The sequence below is a fragment of the Pseudobacter ginsenosidimutans genome (assembly GCF_007970185.1).
Lineage (GTDB): Bacteria > Bacteroidota > Bacteroidia > Chitinophagales > Chitinophagaceae > Pseudobacter > Pseudobacter ginsenosidimutans.
Window position 1 is genome coordinate 229,563 of the sequence record NZ_CP042431.1, and the last position, 11,696, is coordinate 241,258.

Here is an 11,696-nt window from a genome sequence, read left to right on the forward strand (position 1 = left end):
GGATTCAACAATCACATTAAGCGGGTAAAATAGAACAGGTTGTAAACATCCTGAGCAGTTCCCCTTACATTTGTTCATATTTTTTTGCCTGTGCACCTGTTTTTCTACAATATTTTCTGTTGGTTATACCGCTCCGGCATCCGGCTTGCGGCACTCTGGAATCCTAAAGCCCGTTTATGGACCAAAGGACGCGTAAATTGGTTCGAACAAATAAGAACACAATTTGATAATCCAGCCCACCAGTGGATCTGGATGCATTGCGCGTCCCTCGGCGAATTTGAACAGGGCCGTCCCGTGCTTGAAGCCCTCCGCGCGCAATACCCGCAACATAAGATCCTCCTCACCTTCTTCTCTCCTTCCGGATATGAAGTGAGAAAAGATTACAAAGGAGCCGACCTCATCACATATCTGCCGATGGATAGCAAAGCCAATGCCATGAAATTCATCAACCTGGTAAACCCCAAACTTGTTTGCTGGGTAAAATATGAATACTGGTATTATTATCTCACCATACTTAAAAAGAAACAGGTGCCGGTATTATTGGTGTCAGGCATCTTCAGACCTGATCAACCCTTCTTTAAATGGTATGGACGACTTCACCAGTACATGCTGGAAAGTTTCACCCAGCTTTTTGTGCAGAACGAAGCATCACGCCAACTACTGAACAGCATCGGTTTCAAAAAAGTTACGGTGAATGGCGATACGCGATTCGACAGGGTGGTGGAAATTGCCAACGGCTTTCAACCACTCCCTGCCATCGAAGCTTTTTGCGGAAAGTATCCGGTGATTGTGGCAGGCAGCACCTGGGATGCTGATGAAGAAGAACTGGATCATTATGCCAATACACATCCTGAGCTGCGTTTCATCATCGCTCCACATGAGATCGATGCGCCGCATCTCCACGATATTGAACAACTCTTCAAACATACAATCCGCTATTCCGAATGGAGTAAAACGCTGCAGGCTGATCCCTCAGTGAATACTTTGATCATCGATAATATCGGTATGCTGAGCAAGCTGTACCACTATGCCACTATAACTTATATTGGTGGGGGCTTTGGAAAGGATGGAGTACACAATGTGCTGGAAGCTGCAGTGTATGGAAAGCCTGTGGTATTCGGCCCTGTGTATGATAAGTTCATCGAAGCTGCTGAACTGGTGCAAGCAGGCGGAGGGATCAGTATTGAAACGGCCCTGGAGCTGGAAGAAGAGTTCAATGAATTATTGCAGAACACAACTGCTTACGAAAAAGCCGCTACTGCAGCGGCCCGGTATGTTGCTTCGAAAACAGGAGCCACCAATGCGGTGACTACTTATATTCAGGAAAACCGTCTTTTGACGAGTTGATAGAAATGGCGTGTAACAGGTTTTGTCTCGTCCCATCCCAGCTTTACTTTCAATTCTCTTTCAATCCAGTATTCCGCTTCAGGAAGGATACGGAAACCATTGATGGTTTTGATGGATCGTTCATACATCACTTCATCTCCACGGAACAATTCACTGATGAATACGAACCGGTCATTCACACCGATGGCTCGTTTGAGATCGCGTACAGGTGAGTCAGTGAGACGATGCCCCACTTCCACCACATCTTCTTTTAACTTATCATTAAGAGAGGATTGAGTGGCAAAAGCTATCGATTCATTGATTTCTTTGCCTGCAGCCTGGTGCGCCAGTGTTGGGATCTCTTTGATAGGATCGTAATGGTATCCATTGGAATGCCCGTTCATCACAGGCAGCTCCACCACCTCCGGTATGGTTTCTTCCTGCACAATTTCTTCTTCCACTATTTCCTGAACAGGTTCCGGTTGAGGCTCTTCTTTTACTGTCTTTACCGGTGGCGGTTGCACAGCAACAGGGAATGAAGAACGGCTGGAAGGCATAACCACAGCCACTTTGGAGGTACCCGGCACTTTCCGCGACGCAGCAGACAATTGCATCAGCTCCGACTCAATCAATTGAGCCGTTACTAATAGTTGTGATGGATCAGCATTTTGTTCAAATTGTTCATTTAATTTGCTGATCAATTGTGCTAAACGCTCCATAATCAGTGGGTACTTTTGTGGGTTATGTGTTTGTACCATAAAGTTAACAATTATTATACCTATTTCCGTTAACATGTTCATAGAACCTAACATATCCGGGGAACGGCGTGGAAGTATTGAAGTGATCTGCGGCTCTATGTTTTCAGGTAAAACAGAAGAACTCATCAGGAGATTGAAGCGCGCGCGCATCGCCAATCTTCGCGTAGAGATCTTCAAACCGAAAATAGATACGCGTTATCACGAACAACAGATTGTTTCACACGATGAAAACGCCATCCTTTCCACTCCCATCGAAAGTGCACAAACCATACTCTTACTGGCCAGTGATGTGGATGTAGTGGGTATCGATGAAGCCCAGTTCTTTGATGATCAGCTTCCCGATGTATGCGATCAGCTGGCATGGAGAGGCGTACGTGTGATCATCGCCGGACTGGATATGGATTATACTGCCAAACCTTTCGGGCAGATGCCCAACCTCTTAGCCAAAGCTGATTATATCACCAAGCTTCATGCCATCTGCGTGAAATGTGGAAATATTGCCAACTACTCTTACAGAAAAGTGATCAACCCCACGCAGTTGATGCTGGGTGAAAAAGATATCTACGAGCCGCGTTGCAGAAAATGTTATTACGAAGGGAAATGATCAGTTGAGCCTGCGGCAAACAGCTTTTACTGTTCCATCCTGTTTGAAGGGCTGACCATCCAGTTTTCCGGTGATCACTTCTTCCAGATACGCAGATTCCAGCATTCCGGTTTTTCTGTTCACGATCAGCTTCCCCTGTTGTTCCACTTTGAGGGAATGATCACTGCTTTCTTCCAGGAACCCGGACCCGCCCATCAGGAAGGCAACCTCTGTATCCGTTATCTCCGATACCTTGAACATCTGCACTATCACCAATGGCAGGCCATTGCTGTATTTATAAGTGCGGCCAACAGTATCGCCCACTTTCATCACTCTTCCTGGAAATTCAATGAACACCTGTTGCAGCAGGTCCTGCGTGGCGGAAGCACTGAACTGTGACGCAGCAATATCCAGCACGGTACTGAACCTGTCGGTTTGCGCCAGTGCGGAATCCTGCAATATTTTTTTGGCCAGCTCTGTCTGGAGCTGTGTGAATGAAGCTATTTTTTCGATCTTCCCGAGACTGTTCATCCGAAAGTTGAATGATAATCCCTTCACGGATTGCCAGACCCAGGGAGCCATCAGTGCAGGAGTATTTCTGCCGATGGAATCCGGAATGGGATGATCAGTATCCACCCTCAGCGTATCTTTTGGAAATAAGGCATCTATCTTAAATCGCTTATACGTGGCCTTTATACCGGCAGCATTGGTGTCCTTTGCTGTTTGCAGGTCCCATACATAGGAAATGAAATGCTTTTCAGTGGCGCCGTTCCTCACGCCGGTACCGGAACCTTCATAACTCAATTCATAGAGGGCATTATCATCGGGAACAAAACGGAGATCAACACTGGCATCCTTGCAGGAAACCATTACAATAGTTACACATACGATCGCCAACAGGCTTGAAACAGAGGATCTTAAAGTCATACCAGGTAGAGTGGAATTATGGAATAAAGTACGGAAATAATCAGCAGTTGACCGCTTAAATGTTAATTTCGCGCAACAATAAACGCTAAAACGATCAATTCATTTCAATCCATACTGGCGCTCGTAAAAAAAGACCTGTTGCTGGAAATCAGGCAGCAGTACACTTTTTATGGCGTGCTCCTGTATGTGGCCAGCACCATCTTTGTTCTGTACCTGGCCATGGAACATCCGGAAGACAAGGTCTGGAACGGATTGTTCTGGATGATACAATTATTCATCTGTGTGAATGCAGTGGCCAAGAGTTTCCTGGCGGAGAGCCGTGGCCGGATGTTGTATTTTTATACGATCGCCGGTGCAAGGGATTTTGTTTTGTCGAAGCTTTTGTTCAATGCCATGCTGATGATTGTGATGAGCCTGGTAAGCATGCTGCTCTTCATGGTGCTGATGGGCAATCCCATCAATAATCCCTGGACATTCACGGGCATCGTTTGCCTGGGCGGCTGCAGCCTCAGCCTGGTATTCACTTTCCTGGCGGCCATTGCAGCCAGGGCGCAACAGAATGCAGCGCTGATGGCCATCATGGGCTTCCCCCTCATCATTCCCCAGCTGATGTTGCTGATGAAGATCTCTTCCGTGGCTTTTGCGGATGTGATCCAGGCAGGCCTGGGTCAGCTGATAGCCCTGCTGGCCGGGCTGGATATACTGGTGATCCTGCTGACGGTGATCCTGTTTCCCTTCCTCTGGAAAGATTAACCCTCGCCTCCCCTGCTCAAATACAGCATTCATTCAAAAATATTCGGGAAACTGAGCTGAAAATTCAGCAAAACCGGCAATTGCTGCTATAATGATCAATCAATACCGGAAAATGAGCGGGTTTGTCCATTTTTCTTCTTTTAGCATTCATTATTTCGCATTTACTATCCCTTCCCCTAATTTTGCCCCACCTAATCAGGTAGTTGGCAATTACCCTATACCCTGTGCAAGAAGCATAATAGCCAGCGATCCGATAATCTAAGACCGGAATCTATGCGCCAGTACTGGTGGAAAATACTGAGTATCGTTTTACTGCTCTACACATTTATTGCAGGCTTTCTCATCAAAGTGCCCACAATCGGGAATTTGTATGAAACTATCCGCAACCTCTTTTTTCATGTTCCCATGTGGTTTGGACAATTGGTGCTGATCAGCGTTTCGCTGGTCTATTCCATTCTGTATCTCCGCAAGCCAAAGCCTCATTACGATTTCATGGCAACTGAATTTGCCAGAACAGGATCAGTGATGGGAGTACTGGGATTGCTCACCGGTATGATCTGGGCCAATTATACCTGGGGCGCACCCTGGAATAATGACCCCAAACAGCTGGGAGCCGCCATCGCGCTGCTGATCTATCTCGCCTATTTTGTATTGCGCAACTCCATGACAGATATCGACAAACGGGGACGGGTAGCCGCTGTATACAATATTTTCGCCTATTTCATTTATATACCCATGATCATGGTATTGCCGCGTATGGTGGAATCACTGCACCCCGGAGGTCAGGGCGTTGAAGGCAATCCCGGATTCGGAGGCAGCTCTCTGGATCCTACAATGCGACTGGTATTCTGGCCCGCCGTTCTAGGCTGGAGCCTCCTCGGCGTTTGGATCAGCACACTGAATGTGCGCCTCCGTACGTTGGAAGAAAAAAAACATTTCAGCTAATCTATCATGAAGAAATTTATCACAACCCTGCTTTCGATGATGCTGGTATTCATTGCCGGCGCGCAGGAACATATTGCTAACGATGCGTCGACCGCTGCTCAAACAGGATTGCGGGCCGATGGAAAGATTTATGTGGTTGTGGCAGTAATAGTAACCATCCTTCTCGGACTGTACATCTACGTTATACGGCTCGACAGAAAGATCAGCAGGCTCGAGAAAAACTCCTAGCCTTTTACTATTGCCACATTTACCATTTCACATTTAAATAGCTTAATCATGTCAGAGTACAGTTTTTTTGGAGCGGTGGAGAAAAGTTTTGACAAAGCCGCTAAGTTTACTAAATGGGATCCAGGTATCCTTGAACAGATCAAACAATGTAACGCTGTTTACAGGATGCATTTCCCTGTAAAGATCGGAGACAAGATCGAGGTAGTGAAAGCCTATCGCGTTCAGCACTCTCATCACAAACTGCCTTGTAAAGGTGGTATCCGTTTTGCCATGAGCGTTAACCTCGATGAGGTAATGGCCCTTGCCGCCCTGATGACTTACAAATGTGCCATTGTGAACGTACCATTCGCAGGCGCTAAAGGCGGTATCACTATCGATCCCAAAAAATACACACCATACGAACTGGAAAAGATCACCCGTCGTTACACGTCGGAGCTGATCAAGAAGAACTTCATCGGACCTGGCATCGACGTTCCTGCTCCTGACTACGGAACCGGCGAGCGCGAAATGGCCTGGATCGTAGATACTTACCAGAGCATGCGCCCTGGCGAGATCGACGCACTGGGTTGCGTAACCGGAAAACCAGTTACACAGGGTGGCGTTCGCGGCCGCCGCGAAGCTACGGGCCTCGGCGTATTCTATGGTCTGCGCGAAGTGTGCAACATGAAAGATGTAATGGAGAAACTCGGCATGACTACCGGTGTTGCCGGTAAGAAAGTGGTGGTGCAAGGTCTCGGTAACGTAGGCTACCACTCCGCCAAATTCTTCCAGGAAGCAGGTTCCAAAGTAGTGGCCCTCGCAGAATTCGAAGGCGCTATTTACAATAATGATGGTCTGGATATCGACGCCGTATTCGAACACCGCAAGAAAACCGGTTCCATCCTTAACTTCCCCGGCGCTACCAACTTCGCTAAGAATACAGATGCACTGGAATTCGAATGCGATATCCTGATCCCTGCTGCACTCGAGAATGTGATCAACGGAGAGAATGCTCCGCGCGTGAAAGCAAAAGTGATCGGCGAAGCCGCCAACGGTCCGCTGACTCCTGAAGCTGACGAGATCCTGGCAAAGAAAGGAGCCCTGGTGGTTCCCGATATGTACCTGAATGCAGGTGGTGTTACCGTTTCTTACTTCGAATGGTTGAAGAACCTCAGCCACGTAAGATATGGCCGTATGGAAAAACGCTTCACTGAAAACCTGAACAGCCATATCATCGGCCAGATCGAAGGACTCACAGGTAAGAAAGTGGCAGAGAATGAAAAAGAATTCATAATGCACGGACCAGAGGAAGTTGACCTGGTTCGCAGTGGTCTGGAAGAAACCATGATCACCGCTACCCGTGAGATAATGGATGCATGGAAATCAAATCCTGAGATCCCCGATATGCGTACCGCTGCTTATGTTGTTGCCATCAACAAAGTAGGCACCAGCTACGCTGAACTGGGCATCTTCCCATAAAGCAGTATTGCTTGTTTTACGAGATCATCCCATCTGCGAAAGCAGGTGGGATTTTTTTATTAAATTTATCTTATGTACGATATACGATTCATACCACCCGAAGAATGGAGCTCTATCCTCCCCCTGCTTCAGATCCTCAACAACTACACCATTTCTGAAGAGATACTCACTGAAAGACTGGAAGAAATGAAGAACCACCGTTACCAGTGCATAGGCGTGTATGATGCGGATAAACTCATCGGCATCACCGGTGTATGGATATTGAACAAATTCTATAACGGGAAACATATAGAACCGGACAATGTGATGGTGCTGCCTGAATACCGCAATCAGCAGATCGGGGAAATGATGATGCGCTGGGTGCATGATTACGGCCGCTCGCAGGGCTGCATCGTGTCTGAGCTCAATGCCTATGTAACCAACGAAAGAGGTATCCGCTTCTGGATCAACCAGGGATATAAGATCCTCGGTTTTCATTTTCAGAAAAAACTATAAAAATGAACATCCGTCACGCCACCCTTCAGGACCTTCCCACCATCGTGGCGATCTACAATTCAACCATCCCCGGCCGGATGGTCACAGCAGACCTGGAGCCTGTTACCACGGAGAATAAGCTGGTATGGTTCGATGATCATGATCCATCACGCAGACCATTATGGGTAGTGGAAAACGACACACATAAAGTGATCGCCTGGATGAGCTTTTCCGATTTCTCCGAACGCGCAGCCTACAATATCACGGCAGAGATCAGCATCTATATCGATCCCGCCGCCAGAGGTAACGGGCTTGGCTCCACGCTGCTGCAATATGCGATCGGCCAGGCCCCATCACTGGGCATCCAGAAATTGCTGGGAAAGATCTTCGCACACAATGAACCCAGCATCAAACTGTTTGCAAAATTCGGATTCGAGGAATGGGGTAACCTTCCTGATGTTTGCCTGCTGGACGGCATCCTCAGAAGCGTACTCATACTCGGCAGAAGCACTCCTTAAGACGAAGGTTCATCTTTCCCGAAAAGCAGGTCTTTATAACGGTTATACAAATACGAGATCAGTAGCAATATACCGCCCAATGCAATATAGGAAATAGTGCGGGTGAGTGTATTGGCATGGCTAAGATCAAAAACTGTCACTTTCAGCAAAGTGATCACCAGCATGATCATGGCGGAATAACGAACACCCCGGTGTTTCTTCCAGATACCATAAGCAATCAATGCCAGTGCATACAATCCCCACAGGATACTCAATCCGTAAGTGTATTGATTGTTCGCTCCACTCACTTTTGTCCAGAGTAAATATTCGAAACTCAGGAACAGGATCAGGGATACCACTATCAATTGGGGCCACAGCACTTTCATCAGGTTCCGGTTGGACTCGCTGCTGAACTTAGGCTGAAAATAATACAGCAGGCCGGCGATGGGCAATAACATCAGGTACCTGTTGAACAGGTTCCAGGAACCGAAATACAGTCCAGTCTGATCTTTCTCAAAATAATTAACCGTCTGTATATTGAGTATTCGTAAGAAGATCAATGCCCAGAAGATCAGCAGGATCATGAACACACCAAATGAAACACCCCTGATAGCAATGGATTTGATCCAGCGATGATTGATTGCCGTTAGCACCAGTACAAACACAAAAGAATACAGCAGCAAGGCCAGTATCTGAGCCATCCTTACTTCCTGGTCCCAGGGACCAAAACTTCCGTCCGCCCCTCTCATCGTTTCCCTGATATTATTGAACCAGCGGGATATTTCGAGGAATAACACAAAATAGCTAAGCGTAATGGCAGCTGCAGGCAGCAGGATATCATAGAACGCATGCAGGAAGTTGGTCTTCGCCGGATCAGTTTCACGATATTTATTGCGGTGCAGGAATATCAGTCCGAAACTTGCTCCCAGTACTAAGAACGCCGTATAAAAATTACCATTCAGAAAAGCATCCGGACGAATGACCAGCTTACCATGGAAATTACCCAGCTTGTACATTTCATACGCGTAATTGAAGCACAACGAACATAGGCCCAGCGTGATCAATGCTATACTGAAATTGAGGTACAATCCTGTTTCCCATTTTCTGCCGAGCAGATACAGGATCACCGCTTCAGCAGCCCACAGCAAGGTGATAGCTTTTCCATCGAACGTTACGGGTACAGCGATTGCCATGAACGTGATCACCAAACCTATCAGCAGTCCGAACAAATGATTGTTCTTTCCGATGATCCTGCTCACAAAGAAAGCCACAGCGCCATGGATCAATGCATTCAATACAGTGAAGCCTCCCTGCCCCCAGCCGGACACCTCATCCCTGTTCAACAGGTACAGTCCCAATCCGAAAAAAAGGAAGGCATTCGGGATCAGCAGCAATACATCTCCGAAATAAAATTTCTCTTTCCTCACCAGTTTGTAGATCAGGAAGCTGGCATAGAACAAAGCGAAGTAGAGACTGAGGAAGAACCAGGCCACCTGCGAGAATCTTTCTTCATCGGAGACGATGCCAAACCAAAAAACGAAAATGAACCAGGTGATTCCGAAAGCAGCATAGAGAAGGCTCTTCCAGTATTTTTTCAAGGAGATCACCAGCATTCCGGCATTGATGATGGCTATATAACTGAAGAGCGCTGAATAGTTCCCGGAGTTATCGCTCAACAGGAATGGAATGGCGTAAGCGCCCACCTGCGCCAGGTGAGCAATGATCACCCTGTTATATAACAATGACCCATATACGATAGCAGCCGTAACCGCCACCATGATGCCAAAGGCCACCATCCGCGGGAACATCTGGTAATAAGTGAAAGCTATATAGGTAATGAAATAGCAAACGCATAATCCTCCTCCCAGCAACACTGCACTGTAGGCAGGATATTTCTTTTTGAGCCTCAAGCCAAGCCCCACCAGCACCAGTCCTGATAAATAGCCGAGCATGATGCGCACCTGCCGGCTGATGAGATCATGTTCGATGGCATACTTCGCACCGATGAAGATCCCTATAACGGTAACGAGTATCCCCACTTTGCTGGCCAGGTTCTTACCCAGGAATTCCTCCAGGTTGCTGCTTTCATCTTTTGCAGCAGTTAAGGGCTTACCGGTATCTGTCATCTCTTTCTGTTGTGCCGGTTTTTCCGGCTGAACAGGTATAAAGGGAGATACTGGCTTTACAGGAGGCGTTGAAACAGGCGGAAGCTCCACCTTGTTTACAACAGGCTCTGGTATTTCTGTTTTTATAGAGGAGGCTTCAGGAGCCTGACCAGTGATCAGTTTTTCTTTGGCGGCCAGTGCTTTCAGCAGGTCGAGCTCCTGCATCAGTTCGAGCAGCTTAGCCTTGAAAACATTTTGTTGCGACGCAAGATCCTGTATGCGCACAGTGAGCAACGCAATTTTTTCTTCGATGCTATTCATAGAACGCAGTTAATTCAATTAAAGAAACAACAAAATAGTGGAAATAACCAACGCTATGCTCAACCGAAGTCGGGTATTACATCAATCGGCTGAAGTTCAATACCGGATTTAACAAATCCTGCACAATAATCACCGTTGGTGATCACGAGGTAATCAACCGGCACTGCAATATTGTAACGCAATACCTGCATCAGCACGGATTCTTCCAGGGGCACTCCAATGGCCTTGCATTCCACCATCAGCCAGGGTTTATGCTGCTGGTTGTAAACCAGTATATCGAATCGCTTTTTCAATTCCCCCAGTCGCAGTTCTTTTTCCACTGCTATGAGTGAAGCGGGATATTGTTTCACTTTCAAAAGGTATTGCAGGAAATTCTGCCGCACCCACTCTTCCGGAGTGAGCCTCACCCAGCTTTTGCGGAATTCATCAAAAATGAATTCCTTCTCATCTGTTTTCTTGAACCTGAATGGATGTTCGGGATAATCGATGCGGAGCATAGCGCCAAAACTAGTTCTTTATATGAATTAAATACACGAAATTTAAGTTATGAAGACCAAAGAGGAAATCGTACAGAACTGGCTGCCCCGCTACACCGGAGAGCAGCTGGAGAATTTCGGTAAATACATCCTGCTCACCAACTTCAGCAATTATGTTGGATTGTTTGCAAAATGGAATAATGTACCGGTTATTGGCGAAGGCCGTCCGATGCAATGCGCCACGGCAGACAATATCACCATCATCAATTTCGGAATGGGAAGCCCTGGCGCCGCTACGGTGATGGACCTGCTCACGGCCATCGAGCCCAGTGCCGTACTCTTCCTGGGCAAATGCGGTGGGCTGAAAAAAAGGAATAATATCGGCGACCTCATCCTGCCCATCGCCGCCATCCGCGGAGAAGGTACTTCCAACGACTACTTCCCGCCTGAAGTGCCTGCCCTGCCGGCTTTCGCGCTTCAGAAAGCAGTCTCCACCACCATCCGCGATTATGGAGTGGATTACTGGACAGGCCCCGTGTACACCACCAACCGCCGCGTCTGGGAACACGATGACGGCTTCAAAGAATACCTGCAGCGCATCCGCGCCTATGCCATCGATATGGAAACGGCCACCATCTTCACTGTTGGCTTTTACAACAAGATCCCCACCGGCGCACTGCTGCTGGTGAGCGATCAACCGATGTCCCCGGAAGGAGTGAAAACCGAAGCCAGCGATAAGCTCGTTACCACCAACTTCGTGGAGCGTCATGTGCATATCGGTATCGACTCGCTCAAGCAACTGATCAACGACGGCCTCACAGTAAAACACCTGAAATTCTGATCCA

Annotated in this window: 13 protein-coding genes; 9 read left to right on the forward strand and 4 right to left on the reverse strand. The window is 47.5% G+C overall.

Going from position 1 to position 11,696, the window contains the following annotated elements; genetic code table 11:
• The first annotated feature begins 90 nt into the window (after positions 1-90).
• Positions 91-1,347, forward strand: a complete 1,257-nt coding sequence (locus tag FSB84_RS00950; RefSeq protein WP_130543437.1) for a 3-deoxy-D-manno-octulosonic acid transferase — start codon at positions 91-93, stop codon at positions 1,345-1,347.
• On the opposite strand, the gene FSB84_RS00955 is transcribed toward FSB84_RS00950, so the two are convergent.
• Positions 1,320-2,045: a hypothetical protein gene (locus FSB84_RS00955; RefSeq protein ID WP_130543436.1), complete on the reverse strand. Its 726-nt coding sequence runs from the start codon at positions 2,043-2,045 to the stop codon at positions 1,320-1,322. The genes FSB84_RS00950 and FSB84_RS00955 overlap by 28 nt on opposite strands.
• Before the next feature lie 73 nt (positions 2,046-2,118).
• On the opposite strand from FSB84_RS00955, the gene FSB84_RS00960 reads away from it, so the two are divergent.
• Positions 2,119-2,688: a thymidine kinase gene (locus FSB84_RS00960; RefSeq protein ID WP_130543435.1), complete on the forward strand. Its 570-nt coding sequence runs from the start codon at positions 2,119-2,121 to the stop codon at positions 2,686-2,688.
• Here the strand turns inward: FSB84_RS00960 and FSB84_RS00965 are convergent, their stop codons facing one another.
• The gene (locus tag FSB84_RS00965; RefSeq protein ID WP_130543434.1) at positions 2,689-3,594 is read right to left on the reverse strand and encodes a DUF6263 family protein; all 906 of its coding nucleotides are present in this window, start codon (positions 3,592-3,594) and stop codon (positions 2,689-2,691) included.
• A 114-nt stretch (positions 3,595-3,708) separates the two neighbouring features.
• On the opposite strand from FSB84_RS00965, the gene FSB84_RS00970 reads away from it, so the two are divergent.
• The 6 genes from FSB84_RS00970 (at position 3,709) to FSB84_RS00995 (ending at position 7,970) form a co-directional block, all read left to right on the forward strand.
• Positions 3,709-4,347: a heme exporter protein CcmB gene (locus FSB84_RS00970; protein ID WP_225980129.1), complete on the forward strand. Its 639-nt coding sequence runs from the start codon at positions 3,709-3,711 to the stop codon at positions 4,345-4,347.
• Between the two features lie 273 nt (positions 4,348-4,620).
• Positions 4,621-5,292, forward strand: coding sequence for a cytochrome c biogenesis protein CcsA (gene ccsA, locus FSB84_RS00975; protein WP_130543432.1), 672 nt, complete (start codon positions 4,621-4,623; stop codon positions 5,290-5,292).
• Positions 5,293-5,298: 6 nt separating this feature from the next.
• Positions 5,299-5,520, forward strand: a complete 222-nt coding sequence (locus FSB84_RS00980; RefSeq protein ID WP_127126467.1) for a CcmD family protein — start codon at positions 5,299-5,301, stop codon at positions 5,518-5,520.
• Between the two features lie 48 nt (positions 5,521-5,568).
• Positions 5,569-6,978, forward strand: a complete 1,410-nt coding sequence (locus tag FSB84_RS00985; protein ID WP_130543431.1) for a Glu/Leu/Phe/Val family dehydrogenase — start codon at positions 5,569-5,571, stop codon at positions 6,976-6,978.
• 72 nt (positions 6,979-7,050) lie between these two features.
• The gene (locus tag FSB84_RS00990) at positions 7,051-7,473 is read left to right on the forward strand and encodes a GNAT family N-acetyltransferase (protein WP_130543430.1); all 423 of its coding nucleotides are present in this window, start codon (positions 7,051-7,053) and stop codon (positions 7,471-7,473) included.
• A 2-nt stretch (positions 7,474-7,475) separates the two neighbouring features.
• Positions 7,476-7,970, forward strand: a complete 495-nt coding sequence (locus FSB84_RS00995) for a GNAT family N-acetyltransferase (protein WP_130543429.1) — start codon at positions 7,476-7,478, stop codon at positions 7,968-7,970.
• Here the strand turns inward: FSB84_RS00995 and FSB84_RS01000 are convergent.
• Positions 7,967-10,375: a DUF2339 domain-containing protein gene (locus tag FSB84_RS01000; protein ID WP_130543428.1), complete on the reverse strand. Its 2,409-nt coding sequence runs from the start codon at positions 10,373-10,375 to the stop codon at positions 7,967-7,969. The two genes, FSB84_RS00995 and FSB84_RS01000, sit on opposite strands and share 4 nt — an antisense overlap.
• Positions 10,376-10,434: 59 nt before the next feature.
• The gene (locus tag FSB84_RS01005; RefSeq protein ID WP_130543427.1) at positions 10,435-10,872 is read right to left on the reverse strand and encodes a type I restriction enzyme HsdR N-terminal domain-containing protein; all 438 of its coding nucleotides are present in this window, start codon (positions 10,870-10,872) and stop codon (positions 10,435-10,437) included.
• A gap of 49 nt (positions 10,873-10,921) precedes the next feature.
• On the opposite strand from FSB84_RS01005, the gene FSB84_RS01010 reads away from it, so the two are divergent.
• Complete coding sequence (locus FSB84_RS01010; protein ID WP_130543426.1) at positions 10,922-11,692, forward strand: AMP nucleosidase; 771 nt, start codon at positions 10,922-10,924, stop codon at positions 11,690-11,692.
• The last annotated feature ends 4 nt before the right edge of the window (positions 11,693-11,696 follow it).